Source organism: Pseudomonas sp. GL_117 (genome assembly GCF_057835125.1).
The window spans coordinates 38213-58936 of record NZ_CM174418.1; the positions used below are offsets into that span (position 1 = coordinate 38213).

The window sequence follows — 20724 nt, forward strand, 5'->3', positions numbered from 1 at the left end:
AGTGCAGGAACTGAAAGCGTTGCGCAATCAATTCAACACGCCATCCAGGATCTCGTAAACGATGCCTGTTCCTACGGCAATCAACACCACATCCGGCCCCGAACGGCGCCATTCGTAACCCTGGTACACCGGCAAGCGCGCCAGGGCACGGCTGTCCAGGCGTTCGCCGTAGTAGCCATGGGGCAGTGGCTTGCCGCGCTCCAGGCGCACATTGCGCGGTGGCGGTGCGCCACGGGAAAACTGGTCGTGATGGTCGCGGATCACTTGGCGTACCGGGCCGAAGTCCTGGGGCGGACCGCCGCGACGGTTGTCCTGCGGGCCGCGGTGGTCGTCACCACGCTGCTGCTCGTGCTGGCCTCCACGGTCAGGTCCGCCCTGATCATTCGGCGCGGCCTGCACCAGGGCGCTGGCGCCAAGCACTAGCACGCCAAGGCCGGCAATCACGGATTTAGGCATTTTCATCGGGTATTCCTCAGGGCACACAAACAAAAAAGGGATCTCGAACGAGGTTCGAAATCCCTTGGTCTTGTCAGTTTAGGTACTGAGTTTTCAGTTTGATTCCTGTGTATCAGGAACTTTACCTACCACTTACGAGCCGCTTACTTACGCGCGTTACGGACGCCTTCCGACAATGCCGCGCACAGGCCGAGCACGCCGTCGATGGCTTGCTGATCATTTTTCGCAGTGGCGATGTGATCAATCAACGCCGAACCCACCACCACGCCGTCAGCCAAACGGGCGATCGCCGCTGCTTGTTCCGGGGTGCGGATACCGAAACCGATGCTGATCGGCAGGTCGGTATGCCGACGCAGGCGGGTCACGGCTTCTTCAACGTGTTCCAGGGTGGCGGCACCGGCACCGGTCACACCGGCCACCGACACGTAGTACACAAAGCCGGAGCTGCCATTGAGTACGGTCGGCAGGCGCACGTCATCGGTGGTCGGCGTGGTCAGGCGGATAAAGTCGATGCCTGCAGCCTGGGCCGGGTCGCACAGCTCGCCGTTATGCTCTGGCGGCATGTCGACCACGATCAGGCCGTCGACGCCCGCCTCTTTCGCATCGGCGATGAACTTCGGCACGCCGTATTTGTGGATCGGGTTGAAGTAGCCCATCAACACCAGCGGGGTGTCGCGGTTGTCCTTGCGGAACTCGCGGACCATTTGCAGGGTTTTCAGCAGGTTCTGCTTGGCTTGCAGCGCGCGGATGTTGGCCAGCTGGATCGCCGGGCCGTCGGCCATCGGGTCGGTGAAGGGCATGCCCAGCTCGATCACGTCGGCGCCAGCGGCAGGCAAGCCTTTGAGGATCGCCAGTGAGGTGTCGTAGCCAGGGTCGCCGGCGGTGACGAAGGTCACCAGGGCAGCGCGGTTTTGTTCTTTGAGTTGGGCAAAGCGGGTTTGCAGGCGGCTCATCAGTGTTTCTCCTGCTGCGACTGTTCCATGTGGTGCATCACGGTTTGCATGTCTTTGTCGCCACGGCCGGAAAGGTTAACCACCATCAGGTGATCTTTCGGCAGGGTCGGTGCGCGTTTGAACACTTCGGCCAGGGCGTGGGCGCTTTCCAGCGCAGGAATGATCCCTTCCAGGCGGCAGCATTTGTGGAAGGCGTCGAGGGCTTCAGCGTCAGTCACCGAGGTGTACTGGACGCGGCCGATGTCATGCAACCACGCGTGTTCCGGGCCGATGCCCGGGTAGTCGAGGCCGGCGGAGATCGAGTGAGCGTCGATGATCTGGCCGTCGTCGTCCTGCAACAGGAAGGTGCGGTTACCGTGCAATACGCCAGGTACACCGCCGTTGAGGCTGGCGGCGTGCTTGCCGGTTTCGATGCCGTGGCCGGCCGCTTCAACGCCGATGATTTCCACGCTCTTGTCGTCAAGGAATGGGTGGAACAGGCCCATGGCATTGGAGCCACCGCCGATGCACGCCACCAGGCTGTCCGGCAGGCGGCCTTCCTGGGCTTGCAGCTGGTCGCGGGTTTCTTTGCCGATCACGGCCTGGAAGTCGCGCACCATGGCGGGGTACGGGTGGGGGCCGGCCACGGTGCCGATCAGGTAGAAGGTGCTGTCGACGTTGGTTACCCAGTCACGCAGAGCTTCGTTCATGGCGTCTTTCAGGGTGCCGGTGCCGGCGACCACCGGGATCACTTCAGCCCCCAGCAGCTTCATGCGGAACACGTTGGCCTGCTGGCGCTCGATGTCGGTGGTGCCCATGTAGATCACGCATTGCAGGCCGAAGCGCGCCGCCACGGTGGCGGTGGCCACGCCGTGCATGCCCGCGCCGGTCTCGGCGATGATGCGTTTCTTGCCCATGCGCCGCGCGAGCAGGATCTGGCCGATGCAGTTGTTGATCTTGTGCGCGCCGGTGTGGTTCAGCTCTTCGCGCTTGAGGTAGATCTTGGCGCCGCCGCAGAATTCGGTCAGGCGTTCGGCGAAATACAGCGGGCTCGGACGGCCGACGTAGTCGCGCTGGAAGTAGGCCAATTCCTCGTTGAAAGCCGGATCGATCTTGGCCGCTTCGTATTCGCGGGCCAGGTCGAGGATCAACGGCATCAGGGTTTCAGCGACGTAACGGCCGCCGAACGCGCCAAACAGGCCGTTGGCGTCTGGGCCGTTGCGTAGGTCGGTCTGGGACTGAGTCATAGGACGCTCCAGGAAGGAATGGGTGTAGGAAACAATGACGGCCACTCTACCCCTGACGCAGTGGCCTGAAAACCGATAAGATCGCTGCAACATGTCAGGAAAACTCACATATGAGCCGCGACCTTCCGCCCCTTAACGCCCTGCGTGCGTTTGAAGCCACTGCGCGATTGAACAGCGTCAGCCAGGCAGCCGAGAGGTTGCATGTGACCCACGGCGCGGTCAGTCGCCAGTTGAAGGTGCTGGAAGAGCACTTGGGCGTGAGCCTGTTCGTCAAGGACGGGCGTGGCCTTAAACTCACAGATGCCGGTGTGCGCCTGCGCGATGCCAGTGCCGAGGCGTTCGAGCACTTGAGGGATGTGTGTGCAGAGTTGACCCAGGCCAGCGCCGACGCGCCGTTCGTGCTCGGTTGTTCAGGCAGTTTGCTGGCGCGCTGGTTGATTCCGCGCCTGGGCCGCCTGAATGCAGACCTGCCGGATCTGCGTCTGCACCTGTCGGCGGGTGACGGTGATCTTGACCCACGGCGTCCGGGCCTGGACGCCTTGCTGGTGTTCGCCGAACCACCGTGGCCGGCGGACATGCAAGTGTATGAACTGGCCAGCGAACGCATCGGCCCGGTGCTGAGCCCACGCTTTGCCGGCTACGAGCGGCTGCGGCATGCGCCCGCCTCGGCCTTGTGCGGCGAAGCGTTGCTGCACACGACTTCGCGCCCGCAAGCCTGGCCCAGTTGGGCACAGCAACACGGCATTGAGCCCGGCGCGTTGAAACACGGCCAGGGGTTTGAGCATTTGTATTATTTGCTGGAAGCAGCGGTGGCCGGGTTGGGCGTGGCGATTGCGCCGCAGCCGCTGGTGGCCGAGGATTTGCGCGCGGGTCGCCTGGTGGCGCCGTGGGGTTTCAGCGAAACCCCGGCGCACCTGGCGTTGTGGCTGCCCAAACGCGCCGCAGACGGGCGCGCCGGGAGACTGGCGCAGTGGCTCAAGGCTGAGCTTGAGCACCCGCCGGTTTAGTCACCGCGTTTGCACAGCAAGTAAGCAGCCAGCAGACCCAATGCACCTACCGCCACACCGGCTGTAGTCCATGGGTGCTCCTGCGCGTAGTCCCGGGTTGCAACACCGGTTTCGCGGATTTTCACTTTGCTTTCTTCGTAGGCATCGCTGATCAGGTGACGGGAATGCTTGAGGGCATTCTCGGCGTTGCTTTTCAGGGCCTTCAAGGTCTTGCGCGACTCGTCGGACGCGTCGTCCTTGAGGCTTTCCAGAGACTTGAGCAGGCTCGAAATCTCGGCTTCCATGCTTTCCAGCGACGCTTTGCGTAAAGAAGTGTTGGCCATGTGGATTCTCCTGAAGTGATTGAGTGGCGTGTGTAGATACCGACTCCAGCGCTTTCAGAAAGTGCAGTAAATCTGAACTTTCGCGTAGGAACGGTCGCCAGAAGCAGTATGAACATTGACTGCTAGGCTTTATTGACGACCCTCAGGAGAAACACCATGTCTGATCATCACACCTACAAAAAAGTGGAATTGGTGGGCTCGTCCACCTCCAGCATCGAAGACGCCATCAACAATGCGCTGGCCGAGGCCAACAAGAGCATCAAGCACCTGGAGTGGTTCGAGGTGGTCGATACCCGTGGGCATATCAAGGATGGCAAGGCCGCGCACTTTCAGGTCACGCTCAAGGTGGGGTTCCGAATCGCCAGTAGTTGATCGCCGCGGTTGAACTTGCCGACTGGCCGATTGCCATAACCTGCGCTACAACCAATGGGTGCCGACGCCATGCGCGTCGGCACGCTCTTTTTGAACAGCGCAAGGAAGGTAACGGATGAAGAAGTTTCTGCTAGCGGTAGGTTTGTTGAGCATTGCGGGTACGGCCCTGGCGGCGGGCAAGCCTTGTGACGAGCTGAAGAGCGAGATTGCAGCGAAACTGGATGCCAAGGGCGTTGCGCACTATTCCCTGGACGTTGTGGAGAAAGGTGCTGCGGGCGACGCCAAAGTAGTTGGCTCGTGTGAAGCCGGCACCAAGGAAATCGTCTACAAACGCGATTGACCCCGTGTTGCCGGCACCTGTGGCGAGGGAGCAAGCTCCCTCGCCATAAGTGCGTTCTTCAGCCCTTCATCAACTGCGCCAGCAGTTCGTAGGAATGAATCCGGTCGGCGTGTTCGTACAGGTCGCAGGTAAAAATCAACTCGTCTGCACCGGTTTGTTCGATCAGCACTTCCAGTTTGGCGCGGATTTTTGCCGGGCTGCCGACCATCGCCAGGCCGAGGAAGCTGCCGACGGCATCTTTTTCATGGGGTAGCCACAGGTCGTCCATGCTGTTCACGGGTGGGCGCTGCACCAGGCTTTGCCCGCGCATCAGCGCGAGGATGCGCTGGTACACCGAGGTGGCCAGATAGTCGGCTTGCTCATCGGTGTCCGCCGCCACCAGCGGAATGCCGAGCATCACGTACGGTTTATCCAAGACGGCTGAAGGCTTGAAGTGATTGCGGTAGACGCGAATCGCCTCGTGCATCAAACGCGGTGCGAAATGGGAGGCGAAGGCGTAGGGCAAACCGCGCTCACCAGCCAGTTGTGCACTGAACAGGCTGGAACCGAGCAGCCACACCGGCACATTGGTGCCGGTGCCGGGTACGGCGATGATGCGTTGGTCCGGGGTGCGCGGGCCGAGGTACGCCATCAGTTCGGCGACGTCCTCGGGGAACTCGTCGGCGCTGCCGGAGCGTTCACGGCGCAGGGCGCGGGCGGTCATCTGGTCGGAGCCGGGCGCGCGGCCCAGGCCCAGGTCGATACGGCCGGGGTAGAGGCTTTCCAGGGTGCCGAACTGCTCGGCAATCACCAGCGGTGCGTGGTTGGGCAGCATCACGCCGCCAGAGCCGACGCGAATCGTCGAGGTGCCGCCGGCCAGGTAGCCGAGCAACACCGAGGTGGCCGAGCTGGCGATGCCGTCCATATTGTGGTGTTCCGCCACCCAGAAACGGTTGTAGCCGAACTTTTCCACGTGCTGGGCCAGGTCCAGGGAATTGCGCAACGACTGCGCCGGGCTGCCGTTGGCCCGCACGGGCACGAGGTCGAGGGTCGAGAATTTCACGTCGGACAGCGATTTCATAAGCCTGCTTCTCCAAGGGGGCGCGCAGGCTGTGTAGACGAACCAAGACCTGGCGCTTCATGTGCATGTTCTATGCAATGAGGGCATATACCCGAGATTCAATAGCGCGGCAGGAAATTTCCTACTTAATCGCTAGGTTTCTCCGACAGGATGAACTTTGCCGGTCCGACTATCCTCAGAACCCTTACTGACGCAAAACCATCGTTCGAGGAGACCGCTATGAGTATCGTGAAAAAAGCATCCGCGCATTGGGAAGGTGATTTGAAGACGGGCCTGGGTTCCATTTCCACGGAAACCGGGGTACTGCGCGAAGCGCCCTACGGCTTCAAGGCGCGTTTTGAAGGTGGCAAGGGCACCAATCCGGAAGAGCTGATCGGCGCGGCCCACGCCGGATGTTTCTCCATGGCGTTCTCCATGATTCTCGGCGATGCCGGGCTCAAGGCTGACAGCATCGACACCCAGGCTGAAGTGACCCTCGATCAAGTCGATGGCGGCTTTGCGATCACGGCGGTGCATCTGATCCTCAAGGCCAAGATCCCGGGCGCGAGCCAGGCGCAGTTCGAAGAACTGAGCAAAAAGGCCAAGGAAGGCTGCCCGGTGTCCAAGGTACTGAATGCGAAAATCAGCCTGGATGCGACGCTGGTTAGCTGACACCGCAGGTCAAAAAATGTGGGAGCGGGCTTGCTCGCGAAGGCGCAGTGTCAGTCACCGAATGTGTTTCTGATACCGCGCCTTCGCGAGCAGGCCCGTTTCCATATTGGTTTTGCGTTAAATCAGAACCTGCGTGGGCAAACTATGGTCCTATAGCCATTGCAGCCTAGGCGCACACCCGTGCGCAGTGCATTCAGGGAGCTTCACACATGAAACGTTTTGCTTTGGCGATCATCTGCGGTGTGTTGGCCACTTCGGCCGTGGCCGCCCCCAAAGATTGTGAAGAGCTCAGGAAAGAGATCGAGATCAAGATCCAGGCGAACGCCGTGCCGTCCTACACCTTGGAGATCGTGACCAAGGAAGAAGCCGACAAGCACGATGTAGCCATGGTCGTCGGCAGCTGTGAGAACGGCACCAAGGCCATCATCTACCAGAAGAACAACGACTGATCAGAGGCAGTTGACGCTGCGCTCCTCGGCCAGCAGCTTGCGTGCGGCGTTGTACAGCCGGATGTTCGGGGTGTACGCCAGCGAGCGCCCTTCCAGCACATAGCGCTGGCCTGCCTGGAAGTGGTCGTACTGCAACGTTATGAAGCAGGTGCGCTCGGCAGTCTGCCCCAACCCGCCGAAACCGCCGCCAGTCGGCACCTCGAAATCAAAACGCACCATCAGTTCGTGGCGCCCGGGTGGCACTTGGAAGAAGCGCCCATCGTTGAGGTTTTTGCCGTCCAGGCGCTGCGCCATGAGCAGTTTGGCGCCCGGTGTCGGGGTGGTGAAATCGACCCAGGCCTGTTGCGGATCGACTGCCGGTAACGGCGTCGAGGTGCAGGCGCTGAGCAGCAGGACGGCGACGGGAAGCAAGAGCTGACGCATGGCGGGCACTCAATGAAAGAAATGAATTGAGCCTGACGCTGCAGACTCCCCATGAGTATAAACACCGCAGGCCATGGAAAAATTCCGTGCCGGCGCGATAGTCTTGCGAGCAAATCACCCAGGAGCGGTTGGGGCATGGTCAGGCGTTTTCTTCCGGGGTTGATGGTGCTGCTGCTCAGCGGCTGCTCAAGTGTCAGCTATTACGGCCAGTTGGCTAGCGGCCAGTGGCAATTGCTGCGCGCTCGCGAGCCGGTTTCCACGGTCATTGCCGACCCCTCTCGCCCCCAACTGCTGCGTGAACACCTGGCGCAAGCGCAAAAGGCGCGGACCTTTGCCAGCGAACAACTGCATTTGCCTGACAACCAGAGCTACAGGTTGTACGCCGACATTGGCCGGCCCTATGTGGTGTGGAATGTCTTCGCCACGACAGAATTTTCCCTGTCGCCTGAAACCCACTGCTTTCCCATCGCCGGTTGCGTCGCCTATCGCGGCTACTACAACCAGGGCGCTGCACGGGGTGAAGCGGCGTTGTTGCGCCAGCGAGGCATGGACGTGTCGATTGGCGGCGTCGAGGCCTACTCGACCCTGGGCTGGTTCAACGACCCGATCCTGAATTCGATGATGAACTGGGGTGACGAGCGCCTGGCCACGCTGATCTTTCATGAGCTGGCGCACCAGCGTTTCTATGTGAAGGACGACACCGAATTCAACGAGTCATTTGCCAACTTCGTCGAGCAGGAAGGCACGCGCCAGTGGCGGGCCGCACGGGGGCTGGCGCCGCTCGGCGATGGGGCGTTGCAGCAACGTGACCAGTTTATCCGGCTGATTCTCGATACTCGCCAGCGTCTGGAAAAGCTCTACGCCCAACCGCTGTCGAAGGAGGCGATGCGGGCGGCCAAAGCGCTTGAGTTTGAGCGCTTGCGCAGCGATTACCGGCAGATGCGTGACAGCCAGTGGGCGGGCGACAAGCGTTATGACGCCTGGATCAACCAGCCGATGAACAATGCGCGGCTGTTGCCATTCGGGCTGTATGACCAGTGGGTGCCGGCGTTTGCGGCGTTGTTTCGGCAAGAAGGTGGGGATTGGCTGAGGTTTTATGCGGCGGTGGAGAGGATGGGGGCGTTGCCGGTGGAGCAGCGCAAGGTGGCGTTGAGGCAGTTGGAGATGGAGGGGCTTTAGGGCCTCATCGCGGGCAAGCCCGCTCCCACATTTTGATGTGTGAATACAGTCGGATGTGGGCGCTGACTTGCCTGCGATAGCGGTTTCAAGGCTGCTGCAAAAACGCCTGATGCATCTCGGCCAACGTCTCGAAGTGCCAAGTCGGCGCCTCGGCATGCAACTCTTCAAAGCTGCCAAATCCATAGCCTACCGCCGCCGAATCCAGCCCGTTGCTACGCGCACCGATCAGGTCGTGCTTGCGGTCACCAATCATCAGGGTGGTCGCCGGGTCCAGGCCTTCTTCGCGCATCAAATGGGCAATCAGCTCGACTTTGTTCGTGCGCGTACCGTCCAGCTCGCTGCCGTAGATCACCTTGAAGTGCTTGGCAAAGTCGAAATGCCGGGCGATCTCGCGGGCGAATTCCCACGGCTTGGAGGTAGCCACGTACAACTGGCGGCCCTGGCTGTTCAATTCTTCCAGCAACGGCATCACCCCGTCGAACACGCGGTTTTCATATAGGCCGGTGACTTTGAAGCGCTCGCGATAGAAGTTCACCGCTTCCCAGGCCTTGGCTTCGTCGAAACCGTAGAACTGCATGAAGGCTTGCAGCAATGGCGGGCCGATAAAGTGTTCGAGCCTGGTCAGGTCCGGCTCGTCGATACCGAGCTTGGCGAGGGCGTACTGGATCGAACGGGTAATGCCCTCACGCGGGTCGGTGAGGGTGCCATCCAGGTCGAACAGTACGGTTGGGTAATGCAGGGTCATTGATCGAATCCTTCAGCCAGGTGCAGGTCTTTGAGCTTCACGTAGTTCGCCGCACTGTAGGTGAAAAACGCGCGTTCCTTGTCAGTCAGTGGGCGGATTTGTTTAACCGGGCTGCCCACATACAAAAAACCGCTTTGCAGTTTCTTGCCTGGCGGCACCAGGCTGCCGGCGCCGATGATCACGTCATCTTCCACCACGGCACCGTCCATCACGATGCTGCCCATGCCGATCAGGACCCGGCTGCCCACCGTGCAGCCATGCAGCATGACCTTGTGGGCGATGGTCACGTCATCGCCGATCAGCAGCGGGAAACCGTCTGGGTTGAAAGGCCCGGCGTGGGTGATGTGCAACACGCAGCCGTCCTGCACGCTGGTGCGCGCACCGATGCGGATACGGTGCATGTCGCCACGGATCACGGTCAGTGGCCATACGGAGCTGTCGGTGCCGATTTCGACATCGCCGATCACCACCGCCGAAATATCGACAAAAGCCCCGGCGCCCAGGGCTGGCGTGTGGTTCTGATAGGTGCGAAGGGTCACGATAGCTTCTCTCTCTTCTGCTGATAGCTGCGGTGGGCGTTGATTGTAATTAAGATGGCCCCATCTTTGTTCTTACATGTCTTCAGCCAAGGTACCCACCGTGAGCGCGAACAACCCTCTTCTGCAGCCCTACGACCTGCCGCCGTTCTCGGCGATCCGTGCCGAGCACGTACAGCCGGCCATCGAACAGATCCTCGCCGACAACCGTGTCGCCATCGAAGGCATCCTGCAAAGCCAGGGGAAAAATCCTACGTGGGCCGGGCTGGTCTTGGCCATGGACGAACTGAATGACCGCCTGGGCGCCGCCTGGAGCCCGGTCAGCCACCTCAACGCCGTGTGCAACAGCGCTGAACTGCGCGAAGCCTACGAAGGCTGCCTGCCGGCGTTGAGCGCCTACTCCACCGAGATGGGCCAGAACCGCGAGCTGTTCCAGGCTTTCGAAGCCCTGGCCAACAGCCCGGAAGCGGCCGGTTTCGACGTGGCGCAAAAAACTATCCTGGAACACTCCCTGCGCGACTTCCGCCTGTCGGGTATCGATTTGCCGCCGGAGCAGCAAAAACGCTACGCCGAAGTGCAGAGCAAGCTTTCCGAGCTGGGCAGCAAGTTTTCCAACCAACTGCTGGACGCGACCCAGGCCTGGACCAAACACGTTACCGATGAAGCCACCCTCGCCGGCCTGACCGACTCGGCCAAGGCGCAGATGGCTGCCGCTGCCCAGGCCAAAGGCCTCGATGGCTGGCTGATCACCCTGGAATTTCCGAGCTACTACGCGGTAATGACCTACGCCCAGGACCGCGCCCTGCGTGAAGAGGTCTACGCGGCCTACTGCACCCGTGCGTCAGATCAAGGCCCGAATGCCGGTCAGAATGACAACGGCCCGGTGATGGAAGAAATCCTCGACCTGCGTCAGGAGCTTGCTCAACTCTTGGGCTACGCCTCGTTCTCCGAACTGAGCCTGGCCACCAAGATGGCCGAGTCCAGCGACCAGGTGCTGAGCTTCCTGCGTGACCTGGCCAAGCGCAGCAAGCCGTTTGCCGCCCAGGACCTGCAACAGCTCAAGGCCTATGCTGCCGAGCAAGGCTGTGCCGACCTGCAAAGCTGGGACAGCGGTTTCTACGGCGAAAAACTCCGTGAGCAGCGTTACAGCGTGTCCCAGGAAGCGCTGCGCGCCTACTTCCCGATCGACAAGGTGCTGGGCGGCCTGTTCGCCATCGTGCAACGCCTGTACGGCATCGAGATCGCCGAACTGAAGGGCTTCGACACCTGGCACCCGGATGTGCGCCTGTTTGAAATCAAGGAAAACGGCCAGCACGTTGGCCGCTTCTTCTTTGACCTGTACGCCCGCGCCAACAAGCGTGGCGGTGCCTGGATGGACGGCGCGCGCGACCGTCGCCGCAAGATCGACGGCGTGCTGCAAAGCCCGGTGGCCAACCTGGTGTGCAACTTCACCCCGGCCGACAGTGGCAAGCCTGCCCTGCTGACTCACGATGAAGTGACTACGCTGTTCCACGAATTCGGCCACGGCCTGCATCACCTGTTGACCCGCGTCGAGCACGCTGGCGTGTCAGGCATCAACGGCGTGGCCTGGGATGCGGTGGAGTTGCCAAGCCAGTTCATGGAGAACTGGTGCTGGGAGCCGGAAGGCCTGGCGCTGATCTCCGGTCACTATGAGAGCGGTGAGCCGCTGCCCCAGGACCTGCTGGAAAAAATGCTCGCGGCGAAAAACTTCCAGTCCGGCCTGATGATGGTGCGCCAGTTGGAGTTCTCGCTGTTTGACTTCGAGCTGCACGCCACCCACGGCGACGGCCGCAGTGTGGCCCAGGTGCTCGAAGGCGTGCGCGATGAGGTGTCGGTGATGCGTCCGCCAGCCTACAACCGTTTTCCGAACAGCTTTGCGCACATTTTCGCCGGTGGTTATGCGGCTGGGTACTACAGCTACAAGTGGGCCGAAGTGCTCTCCGCCGATGCCTTCTCCAAGTTCGAAGAAGACGGCGTGCTGAATGCCGAAACCGGCCGTGCATTCCGTGAGGCGATCCTCGCACGCGGTGGCTCCCAGGCGCCGATGGTGCTGTTCGTCGACTTCCGCGGACGTGCACCGTCGATTGACGCACTCTTGCGCCACAGCGGCCTGAGTGAGGGCGCGGCAGCATGAGTGAAGGACCTGTGGTGACCAAAAAGCAATTTATCGCCGGCGCGGTCTGCCCGGCGTGCAGCGAGCCGGACAAGTTGAAGATGTGGACTGAAGACAGCGTGCCGCACCGTGAGTGTGTGGCCTGCGGTTATACCGACACGCTCAATGATCAGGGTCTGTCGGTACCTAAGGAGTTGGGCACACGGGTGAATACCTCGGCGCTGAAGGCGCCGGACCCGAAGGTGCAGGCGGTACAGTTTTTTCCTAACCCGAAACTGAAAAAAGACTGACGCCCACTCAGGGTTTTATCGCCAATCCCGTATCGTTCGTTGGTTCAACACGGCCGGTTCCAGCCGTGTTGAGCCAGCTCTTCATCGAGCACAGTGCAAATGCACTGGTGCTGCAATCGCCATTCGCCAGTGCTGTACGCAACTTGTCGATATCGGCCTTCATCATGTAGCGAACGCCGTCCTTGAAGCCATTGCTGGTGCCAAAGCCGCCCAGGGTCATCTCGTTCAGCGCCTCTTCCTTGCTCCATCCCTGCACCACCACGCGATACATCGCGGCCATCAGGCCGGTGCGGTCAGAGCCGTGTTTGCAGTGCATCAGCACCGGGCCGTTGGCCTCGGCTTCCTTGATTGCTCTGAGTGCTGCCAGCACGTCGGAATCATCCACATGATTGGTGCGATAACTCAGTTGGACCTGACGGATGTCCGTCGCCTTCAGCCAGTTGCCATCCGACTCGGGCAGGAAGTTGATCACGGTGCCGATCTTGAGCTTTTGCAGGAGTGGCACGGCGCTGCTGTCCGGCAGAGCGCTGCGATACAGCGTCGGCGTCATCTGGTGCAGGTTGTATTGGCTGCCCACGGGCTGCGCCCACTCGGCTGAGCGGATGGAAGGGCTGTCATCGGCTTGGGCATAAACCGTGGCGAACAGTGCCGTAAGTGCCAGGCCGAGTGCTGGCAGCCAGCGATGCTTGAACATGGGTAACGTCACCAAATGGGCTGTGGGTAGATAGCACGCAGATTGGTCTGCGGGGGGTCAATGGGGCGTGAGGCGCCCGTCAAAAAAGCGTGAATCCTCAGTCTTTAGTCGCTGAAACGATTCTGTTGATGGTTAGGCTGCTATCATTTGTAACTATTGATTGCCGCTGTGTTCTATCCAACACGCTGCCCGCACACCCCAAGCCGCTCCCAAGAAGCGGCTGTCGAACCCGTGACCACATGATGAGGTGCACCCATGTCTGATCAAGATCAAGACAACCCCCGGCGTGATTTTTTGCGCAAATCCTTGACCTTGATCCCGGTGGTCACGGTTGCCAGTACCGGCCTTGGCGGCTCGATGTTGATGGCTACGCCCGAGCCGGCACAGGCCAGCCCGGCTAAGGCGCCGGTCAACGAAAAGGCCTACGAGCCAAGCTACTTCACTGCCGAAGAGTGGGCGTTTATCAACGCCGCCGTCGCGCAGTTGATTCCTACCGATGCCCAGGGCCCAGGCGCCGTGGAAGCCGGTGTGCCGGAATACATCGACCGTCAGATGAACACCCCTTACGCCAGTGGTGCGTTGTGGTTCATGCAGGGCCCGTTCAATGCCGACGCGCCGCCTGAGATGGGCTGGCAGAGCAAACTGGTGCCCAAGGACATCTATCGCCTGGGCATCGCCGCGACGGATGCATGGTCGAAAGCGTTCAACGGCAAAGTGTTTGCTGCGCAAGACAGCGCTACCCGAGACGATATGCTGCGTCGCCTGGAGGCTGGGGGCAGTGAGGTGACCGCGCATTTCGACGCGGTGCCGCCGAAGATTTTCTTCAACCTGCTGCTGCAAAACACCAAGGAAGGCTTCTTCTGCGACCCGATCCACGGTGGCAACAAAGGCATGGTCGGCTGGACCATGATCGGCTTCCCCGGCGCTCGCGCCGACTTCATGGACTGGGTTGAACGCAACGAGCAATACCCCTTCCCGGCAGTTTCCATCCGCGGCGAGAGGGCATAAACGTGGCGACCATCATGAAGAAAGTAGACGCTGTGATCGTAGGCTTCGGCTGGACCGGCGCGATCATGGCCAAGGAGCTGACTGAAGCGGGCCTCAACGTGGTAGCGCTGGAGCGCGGCCCGATGCAGGACACGTACCCGGATGGCAACTATCCGCAGGTCATCGACGAACTGACCTACAGCGTGCGTAAAAAACTCTTCCAGGACATCTCCAAAGAGACGGTGACCATTCGCCATAGCGTGAATGATGTGGCCCTGCCCAACCGCCAATTGGGTGCGTTCCTGCCGGGCAATGGCGTCGGCGGTGCGGGCCTGCACTGGTCGGGCGTGCATTTTCGGGTCGACCCGATCGAGCTGCGCATGCGCAGCCATTACGAAGAGCGTTACGGCAAAAACTTCATCCCCAAGGACATGACCATCCAGGACTTCGGCGTCAGCTATGAAGAGCTGGAGCCGTTTTTCGACTACGCGGAAAAAGTCTTCGGCACCTCCGGCCAGGCCTGGACCGTCAAAGGCCAGTTGGTCGGTGAAGGCCGTGGCGGCAACCCGTATGCGCCGGATCGCTCCAACCCATTCCCGTTGGAGGCGCAGAAAAACACCGTCTCCGCACAGCTGTTTCAGAAAGCGGCTAGCGATGTGGGTTACAAACCCTACAACCTGCCGTCGGCCAACACCTCGGGGCCCTACACCAACCCCTACGGTGCGCAGATGGGCCCATGCAACTTCTGCGGGTTTTGCAGCGGCTACGTTTGCTACATGTACTCCAAGGCTTCGCCGAACGTGAACATCCTGCCAGCGCTGCGCCAGGTGCCGAACTTCGAGCTGCGGCCCAATTCCCACGTGCTCAAGGTCAATCTCGACAGCACCAAGAGCAAGGCCACCGGCGTGACGTATGTCGACGCCCAGGGCCGGGAAATCGAGCAGCCGGCGGACCTGGTGATCCTCGGCGCGTTCCAGTTCCACAACGTGCGGTTGATGCTGCTGTCGGGTATCGGAAAACCCTACGACCCGATTACCAATGAGGGGGTGGTGGGCCGGAACTTTGCCTACCAGAACATGGCCACCATCAAGGCATTCTTCGACAAGGACACCCACACCAACAACTTCATCGGTGCGGGCGGCAATGGCGTGGCGATGGATGATTTCAACGCCGACAACTTCGACCATGGTCCCCATGGCTTCGTTGGCGGCTCGCCGATGTGGGTCAACCAGGCTGGCAGTCGGCCGATTGCCGGTACGTCCAACCCGCCGGGCACCCCGGCCTGGGGCAGTGCGTGGAAGCGTGCCACCGCCGATTACTACACCCACCAGGTGTCGATGGATGCTCACGGTGCCCATCAATCCTACCGGGGCAACTACCTGGATCTAGACCCGGTTTACCGCGATGCCTACGGCCTGCCGTTGCTGCGGATGACGTTCGACTGGCAGGAAAACGACATCAAGATGAACCGCTTCATGGTCGAGAAAATGGGCAAGGTTGCCGAGGCGATGAACCCCAAGGCGATTGCTGTGCTCGGCAAAAAGGTCGGTGAGCATTTCAACACCGCGTCGTACCAGACCACCCACCTCAACGGTGGCGCGATCATGGGCACCGACCCGAAGACCAGTGCGTTGAACCGCTACCTGCAATGCTGGGATGTACACAACGTGTTTGTCCCGGGCGCTTCCGCTTTCCCACAGGGCTTGGGTTACAACCCTACCGGCCTGGTGGCGGCGTTGACCTACTGGTCGGCCCGCGCGATCCGCGAGCAGTACCTGAAAAACCCCGGCCCACTGGTTCAGGCATAAGGAGCGATGACCATGAAAGCACTTGTTATCGCGACGTTTGCACTGTTCGGCAGCTGCTCGGTGAGCGCCGCTGAAACCGACCTGGTCAAGCAGGGTGAATACCTGGCCCGCGCCGGTGACTGCGTGGCTTGCCACACCGCCAAGGGCGGCAAGCCGTTCGCTGGTGGCCTGCCGATGGAAACGCCGATTGGCGTGATCTATTCCACCAACATCACCCCGGACAAGACCGGCCTGGGCGACTACAGCTTCGAGGATTTCGACAAGGCCGTGCGCCATGGCGTCGCCAAGAGCGGTAGTACGCTTTACCCGGCGATGCCCTACCCGTCTTACGCGCGCGTCAGCGACAGCGATATGCAGGCGCTGTATGCGTACTTCATGAAAGGGGTGGAGCCGGTCGCTCAAGAGAACAAGGCGAGTGATATTCCCTGGCCGCTGAGCATGCGCTGGCCGCTGTCCGCGTGGCGTTGGATGTTCGCGCCGGAGGTTGCCGAGCCGCAGCCAACTGCGCAGGCCGACCCGGTGATCAGCCGTGGCGCCTATCTGGTGGAAGGCCTCGGCCACTGCGGCGCATGCCATACGCCACGGGCTCTGACCATGCAGGAAAAAGCCCTGAGTACCACTGATGGCAGTGCATTCCTGTCCGGCAGTGCGCCGCTGGAAGGCTGGATCGCGAAGAACCTGCGTGGCGATCACAAGGACGGCCTCGGCGGTTGGAGCGAGGAGCAACTGGTGCAATTTCTCAAGACCGGCCGCAGTGACCGTAGCGCGGTGTTTGGTGGCATGAGTGATGTTGTCGTCCACAGCATGCAGTACATGTCGGAAAACGACCTGACCGCCATCGCCCGTTACCTCAAGAGCCTGCCGGCGGTGGACCCCAAGGATCAGCCGCATCAGTACGACAAGCAGGTCGCCGACGCTTTGTGGAAAGGCGATGACAGCCGGCGCGGCGCGGCGGTGTACATCGACAACTGCGCGGCCTGCCACCGCACCGACGGCCATGGCTACACGCGGGTGTTCCCGGCGCTGGCGGGCAACCCGGTGCTGCAGACGGCGGACGCCACCTCGTTGATCAACATCGTGTTGAACGGCGGCACCTTGCCCGCTACGCACACGGCGCCCTCCACCTTCACCATGCCTGCGTTCGCCTGGCGTCTGTCGGACCAGGAAGTGGCGGATGTAGTCAGTTTCATCCGTGGCAGCTGGGGCAATAAAGGCGAGCCGGTGAAAGCGGGCGACGTGGCGCACTTGCGCCAGAAGCACTGATCCTTCCCTGGCCGCCAAACGGCACTGGTCAGAACCCGTGCGCCTCGATACTGTATATAAAAACAGTATCGAGGCGTTTTCATGTCTACTGCGCTGCCACCCCGTGGCCGAGGTACGGCCACCAACCTGCACAACCGCTTTGCGCCGACCGTCAGCGTGGCCGAGGACGACGGCTGGTATCAGGAAGTGCCGCCGACCCAGGGCACCGAGGTGCGGATCGAGACGGCCAAGACCATCATCACCCGCAACAACTCGCCGGACCTGCCGTTCGACCGTTCGATCAACCCTTATCGCGGTTGCGAACACGGCTGCATTTACTGCTATGCGCGGCCCAGCCATGCGTATTGGGACATGTCACCGGGGCTGGATTTCGAGACCCGGCTGATCGCCAAGAGCAATGCCGCAGACGTGCTGGAACAGCAACTGTCGAAACCGGGCTATGTCTGCGCGCCGATCAACCTGGGCTCCAACACCGACCCGTACCAACCCATCGAGCGCGAATACCGGATCACCCGGCAAACCCTTGAAGTGCTGCTGCGCTACCGGCACCCGGTGACAATCATCACCAAGGGCTCGCTGATCCTGCGCGACCTCGACCTGTTGACCGAATTGGCCAGGCAGCGCCTGGTGGCCGTGATGATCAGCCTCACCAGCCTGGACGACGAGCTCAAGCGCATCCTGGAGCCGCGTACGGCGGCGCCCAAGGCGCGATTGCGGGCGATCCGCGTGATGCGCGAGGCAGGCATCCCGGTGGGCGTGCTGTGCTCGCCGATGATCCCGATGATCAACGACAGCGAACTGGAGAGCCTGCTTACCGAAGCCCACGCTGCCGGGGCACAAAGCGCAGCGTACATGATGCTGCGCCTGCCGCTGGAGGTGGCGCCGCTGTTCGAGGAGTGGCTGGCGGCCCATTACCCGCAGCGCGCCGCCCATGTGATGAGCCTGGTGCGCCAGGTACGCGGTGGCGAGGTATACGACAGCCGCTTCGGTGTACGCATGCGTGGCGAGGGGCCGTTTGCCGAATTGCTGGCCCAGCGCTTCAGCAAGGCCATCAAACGCCTGGGGCTCAACCGTCGGGAAGGATTCAACCTGGATTGCACGGCGTTCTGCCCGCCGGGCAGGCAGATGGCGTTGTTGTAGAATGCTGGGAAAGGTGTACTTTTTCTGTAGGAATAGTCTCACTTTGACATCACTGAAACCCGCGATCTAGAGCGGTTCATTCAGTTTGAGTTAAGTTTCGGCGGCTACCTTGTTCAGCGAGTGACTGATGAGTCGGCAGTCTGATTTGTGGCATTTGCAACAAATTGCATTGGCCTGGCGTCGAACTGGCTTGAACACTCCCCTGCATTAACCAAGAGGATGAATCATGAGTGATAAGGATAAACAGCCGTTGGCTGCGTCGGCTTCAGCCCCTGAGGTGGCGGAATCCGCCGATGCAGCGCTAAAGCATATCGTTGACGGCTTTTTGCATTTCCATCACGACGTCTTCCCCCAGCAGGAAGAACTCTTCAAGAAACTCGCCACGGCCCAGAGCCCACGGGCGATGTTTATTACCTGCGCCGATTCGCGCATCGTCCCCGAGCTGATTACCCAGAGCTCACCGGGCGACCTGTTCGTGACCCGTAACGTCGGCAACGTGGTGCCGCCCTACGGCCAGATGAACGGGGGTGTTTCCACTGCCATCGAGTACGCCGTACTCGCCCTGGGCGTCCAGCACATCATTGTCTGCGGGCACTCCGATTGCGGTGCGATGCGTGCGGTGCTCAACCCCGATAGCCTGGAAAAAATGCCGACGGTGAAGGCTTGGTTGCGGCATGCCGAGGTCGCCAAGACCATGGTCCATGACAACTGCGACTGCGCCAACGAAGGCGAGAGCATGAAGGTGCTGACCGAAGAAAACGTCATCGCCCAGCTACAACATTTGCGCACCCACCCCTCCGTGGCTTCGCGCATGGCCAATGGTCATTTGTTTATCCATGGTTGGATCTACAACATCGAGACCAGCGAAATCCGCGCCTACGATGCCGATCAGTCCACGTTCAGACCGCTGAACGGCGAAGGGCCGATTCCTTGCGCGACGCCTAAAGCGCGCTTCTAAAACACTTCCCTGCCGGGTGATGCGGTGGCTGCCATGGATGCAGCCAGGCATTACCGCGCCCGGCGAATGCCTCGGGAGAGTCATCATGCGTGCTGCTCAATTGAAAGCTGTATTGCCACGGGAGCTGCTCGCCTCGGTGGTTGTGTTTCTGGTCGCCCTGCCCCTGTGCATGGGCATCGCGATTGCTTCCGGGATGCCGCCGGCCAAGGGGTTGATCACCGGGATTATCGGTGGCCTGGTGGTCGGTTGGCTGGCGGGCTCGCCGCTACAGGTCAGCGGTCCGGCGGCGGGTCTGGCGGTGTTGGTGTTCGAGTTGGTGCGCCAACACGGAATGATGATGCTGGGGCCGATCCTGCTGCTGGCGGGCTTCCTGCAACTGGTGGCTGGGCGTTTGCGCCTGGGCTGCTGGTTCCGCGTGACGGCACCGGCGGTGGTGTACGGCATGCTGGCGGGGATTGGCGTGCTGATTGTGCTGTCGCAGATCCATGTGATGCTCGACGGCGCGCCCAAACCCTCCGGGCTGGATAACCTGGCAGGTTTCCCGGCTGCGGTGGCGCAAGCGATTCCGAGCCTGGGCTGGCAAGCCGGCTTGCTTGGCTTGTCGACGATGCTGGTGATGTATCTGTGGGACAAATTCCGCCCGCAATCCCTGCGGTTTGTGCCCGGCGCGCTGTTGGGTGTGGGGCTGACCACGCTTGTCAGCCTGTTGCTGGTGTTGCAGGTCAAGCGGGTGGAGGTCCCGGAAAACCTCGCCGATGCCATCGATTGGCTGCGCCCCAGCGACCTGCTGAACCTGGCTGATCCGCAGCTGTTGATCGCTGCCTTTGCCGTGGCGTTTATCGCCAGTGCCGAAACCCTGCTCTCCGCAGCGGCGGTGGACCGCATGCACAGCGGCCAGCGCTCGGATTTCGACAAGGAGTTGTCGGCTCAAGGTGTCGGCAACATGCTGTGTGGTCTGGTTGGCGCCCTGCCGATGACTGGCGTGATCGTGCGCAGTTCGGCCAACGTGCAGGCCGGCGCCACCACGCGCTTGTCGGCCATGTTCCATGGCCTGTGGCTGCTGGCCTTCGTGTTGTTGCTGTCGAGTGTGCTGCAAAGCATCCCGGTGGCGAGCCTGGCGGGCGTGCTGGTGTACACCGGGATCAAGCTGGTGGACATCAAGGCGTTCAAGGCCCTGGGGCGTTACGGGCGGATGCCGATGTTCACCTATGCGGCGACTGCGCTGGCGATCATCTTTACCGACCTGCTGACCGGTGTGCTGGTGGGGTTCGGGCTGACGCTGGTCAAGCTGGCGCTCAAGGCCTCGCGTCTGAAAGTGAGCCTGATCGACTTGCCGCAGGACGGTGAGATGGAGCTGCGTTTGAGTGGCGCGGCGACGTTCCTGAAAGTGCCGGCGCTGACCCAGGTGCTGTCGGCGGTGCCGGCGGGGACGACCGTACATGTGCCGCTGAACAACCTGAGTTACATCGACCATTCCTGCCTGGAGTTGCTGGAGGAGTGGGGGCGGGCCAATGCGGCGAAGGGGTCGAAGCTGGTGATCGAGGCGCGTGGGTTGAAGCGGCGGTTGGAGGGGCGGGTCAGAACGACGACGGGGATAGGCTCCGCACCCGCAACAGGCTGACGAAACCGAATCAAAAATGTGGGAGAGGGCTTGCCCGCGAATACGGTGGATCAGTCAATTATTCAGCAACTGACACGCCGCATTCGCGGGCAAGCCCGCTCCCACATTT

Annotated in this window: 23 protein-coding genes; 14 read left to right on the top strand and 9 right to left on the bottom strand. The window is 61.3% G+C overall.

All coding sequences use genetic code 11. The features are described from left to right. Positions 1-27: 27 nt before the first annotated feature. The 3 genes from AC3ISR_RS00170 to trpB all read right to left on the bottom strand — a co-directional run bounded on the left by AC3ISR_RS00170 (position 28) and on the right by trpB (position 2635). Positions 28-462, bottom strand: coding sequence for an anti-virulence regulator CigR family protein (locus AC3ISR_RS00170; RefSeq protein ID WP_192298162.1), 435 nt, complete (start codon positions 460-462; stop codon positions 28-30). Positions 463-599: 137 nt separating this feature from the next. Beyond that, on the bottom strand, positions 600-1409 hold the full coding sequence (gene trpA / locus AC3ISR_RS00175; protein ID WP_192298163.1) for a tryptophan synthase subunit alpha: 810 nt from the start codon (positions 1407-1409) through the stop codon (positions 600-602). Then, the gene (gene trpB / locus AC3ISR_RS00180) at positions 1409-2635 is read right to left on the bottom strand and encodes a tryptophan synthase subunit beta (RefSeq protein ID WP_192298164.1); all 1227 of its coding nucleotides are present in this window, start codon (positions 2633-2635) and stop codon (positions 1409-1411) included. The genes trpA and trpB overlap by 1 nt, the downstream gene beginning before the upstream one ends. A gap of 110 nt (positions 2636-2745) precedes the next feature. Between trpB and AC3ISR_RS00185 the strand changes: the two genes are divergently transcribed. After that, the gene (locus tag AC3ISR_RS00185; RefSeq protein WP_192298165.1) at positions 2746-3642 is read left to right on the top strand and encodes a LysR family transcriptional regulator; all 897 of its coding nucleotides are present in this window, start codon (positions 2746-2748) and stop codon (positions 3640-3642) included. Here the strand turns inward: AC3ISR_RS00185 and AC3ISR_RS00190 are convergent. Then, the gene (locus AC3ISR_RS00190; RefSeq protein ID WP_003170746.1) at positions 3639-3965 is read right to left on the bottom strand and encodes an ElaB/YgaM/YqjD family protein; all 327 of its coding nucleotides are present in this window, start codon (positions 3963-3965) and stop codon (positions 3639-3641) included. The two genes, AC3ISR_RS00185 and AC3ISR_RS00190, sit on opposite strands and share 4 nt — an antisense overlap. 156 nt (positions 3966-4121) lie before the next feature. Between AC3ISR_RS00190 and AC3ISR_RS00195 the strand changes: the two genes are divergently transcribed. Beyond that, positions 4122-4337: a dodecin gene (locus AC3ISR_RS00195; protein ID WP_003220389.1), complete on the top strand. Its 216-nt coding sequence runs from the start codon at positions 4122-4124 to the stop codon at positions 4335-4337. Positions 4338-4452: 115 nt separating this feature from the next. Next, positions 4453-4677 carry a DUF1161 domain-containing protein gene (locus AC3ISR_RS00200; RefSeq protein WP_463984036.1) on the top strand — a complete coding sequence of 75 codons (225 nt, stop codon included), beginning with the start codon at positions 4453-4455 and terminating at the stop codon, positions 4675-4677. A gap of 58 nt (positions 4678-4735) precedes the next feature. On the opposite strand, the gene AC3ISR_RS00205 is transcribed toward AC3ISR_RS00200, so the two are convergent. Further along, on the bottom strand, positions 4736-5737 hold the full coding sequence (locus AC3ISR_RS00205; protein WP_463984037.1) for an LLM class flavin-dependent oxidoreductase: 1002 nt from the start codon (positions 5735-5737) through the stop codon (positions 4736-4738). Between the two features lie 219 nt (positions 5738-5956). On the opposite strand from AC3ISR_RS00205, the gene AC3ISR_RS00210 reads away from it, so the two are divergent. Both AC3ISR_RS00210 and AC3ISR_RS00215 read left to right on the top strand, forming a co-directional pair. Next, entirely contained in the window at positions 5957-6388 is a 432-nt protein-coding gene (locus AC3ISR_RS00210; RefSeq protein WP_192298168.1) for an OsmC family protein, read from the top strand. A 209-nt stretch (positions 6389-6597) separates the two neighbouring features. Further along, positions 6598-6837: a DUF1161 domain-containing protein gene (locus tag AC3ISR_RS00215; RefSeq protein ID WP_192298169.1), complete on the top strand. Its 240-nt coding sequence runs from the start codon at positions 6598-6600 to the stop codon at positions 6835-6837. Here the strand turns inward: AC3ISR_RS00215 and AC3ISR_RS00220 are convergent, their stop codons facing one another. Next, positions 6838-7260: a PA0061/PA0062 family lipoprotein gene (locus AC3ISR_RS00220; RefSeq protein ID WP_192298170.1), complete on the bottom strand. Its 423-nt coding sequence runs from the start codon at positions 7258-7260 to the stop codon at positions 6838-6840. It abuts the gene before it with no gap. Positions 7261-7395: 135 nt separating this feature from the next. On the opposite strand from AC3ISR_RS00220, the gene AC3ISR_RS00225 reads away from it, so the two are divergent. Further along, positions 7396-8439 carry an aminopeptidase gene (locus AC3ISR_RS00225; RefSeq protein WP_305391801.1) on the top strand — a complete coding sequence of 348 codons (1044 nt, stop codon included), beginning with the start codon at positions 7396-7398 and terminating at the stop codon, positions 8437-8439. Positions 8440-8524: 85 nt separating this feature from the next. On the opposite strand, the gene AC3ISR_RS00230 is transcribed toward AC3ISR_RS00225, so the two are convergent. Beyond that, positions 8525-9184, bottom strand: coding sequence for an HAD family hydrolase (locus AC3ISR_RS00230; RefSeq protein ID WP_226454783.1), 660 nt, complete (start codon positions 9182-9184; stop codon positions 8525-8527). Next, positions 9181-9723 (bottom strand): gamma carbonic anhydrase family protein, encoded by a 543-nt coding sequence (locus AC3ISR_RS00235; protein WP_192298173.1) that lies wholly within the window; start codon positions 9721-9723, stop codon positions 9181-9183. The genes AC3ISR_RS00230 and AC3ISR_RS00235 overlap by 4 nt, the downstream gene beginning before the upstream one ends. Positions 9724-9799: 76 nt before the next feature. On the opposite strand from AC3ISR_RS00235, the gene prlC reads away from it, so the two are divergent. Both prlC and AC3ISR_RS00245 read left to right on the top strand, forming a co-directional pair. After that, positions 9800-11875 (top strand): oligopeptidase A, encoded by a 2076-nt coding sequence (gene prlC / locus AC3ISR_RS00240; protein WP_192298174.1) that lies wholly within the window; start codon positions 9800-9802, stop codon positions 11873-11875. Continuing rightward, positions 11872-12144 (top strand): YheV family putative zinc ribbon protein, encoded by a 273-nt coding sequence (locus AC3ISR_RS00245; RefSeq protein WP_192298175.1) that lies wholly within the window; start codon positions 11872-11874, stop codon positions 12142-12144. Before prlC ends, AC3ISR_RS00245 begins: the two co-directional genes overlap by 4 nt. Before the next feature lie 7 nt (positions 12145-12151). On the opposite strand, the gene AC3ISR_RS00250 is transcribed toward AC3ISR_RS00245, so the two are convergent. Then, on the bottom strand, positions 12152-12838 hold the full coding sequence (locus tag AC3ISR_RS00250; RefSeq protein WP_463984038.1) for a dual specificity protein phosphatase family protein: 687 nt from the start codon (positions 12836-12838) through the stop codon (positions 12152-12154). A gap of 255 nt (positions 12839-13093) precedes the next feature. Between AC3ISR_RS00250 and AC3ISR_RS00255 the strand changes: the two genes are divergently transcribed. The 6 genes from AC3ISR_RS00255 to AC3ISR_RS00280 all read left to right on the top strand — a co-directional run bounded on the left by AC3ISR_RS00255 (position 13094) and on the right by AC3ISR_RS00280 (position 20615). Further along, positions 13094-13846, top strand: a complete 753-nt coding sequence (locus AC3ISR_RS00255; RefSeq protein WP_305391803.1) for a gluconate 2-dehydrogenase subunit 3 family protein — start codon at positions 13094-13096, stop codon at positions 13844-13846. A gap of 2 nt (positions 13847-13848) precedes the next feature. Further along, positions 13849-15633: a GMC family oxidoreductase gene (locus AC3ISR_RS00260; RefSeq protein WP_305391804.1), complete on the top strand. Its 1785-nt coding sequence runs from the start codon at positions 13849-13851 to the stop codon at positions 15631-15633. A 12-nt stretch (positions 15634-15645) separates the two neighbouring features. Beyond that, the gene (locus AC3ISR_RS00265; protein WP_463984040.1) at positions 15646-16896 is read left to right on the top strand and encodes a c-type cytochrome; all 1251 of its coding nucleotides are present in this window, start codon (positions 15646-15648) and stop codon (positions 16894-16896) included. An 81-nt stretch (positions 16897-16977) separates the two neighbouring features. Continuing rightward, positions 16978-18036 (top strand): PA0069 family radical SAM protein, encoded by a 1059-nt coding sequence (locus tag AC3ISR_RS00270; RefSeq protein WP_192298180.1) that lies wholly within the window; start codon positions 16978-16980, stop codon positions 18034-18036. 226 nt (positions 18037-18262) lie between these two features. After that, complete coding sequence (locus AC3ISR_RS00275) at positions 18263-18994, top strand: carbonic anhydrase (protein WP_192298181.1); 732 nt, start codon at positions 18263-18265, stop codon at positions 18992-18994. An 85-nt stretch (positions 18995-19079) separates the two neighbouring features. After that, positions 19080-20615: a SulP family inorganic anion transporter gene (locus AC3ISR_RS00280; RefSeq protein ID WP_192298182.1), complete on the top strand. Its 1536-nt coding sequence runs from the start codon at positions 19080-19082 to the stop codon at positions 20613-20615. Positions 20616-20724 lie beyond the last annotated feature (109 nt).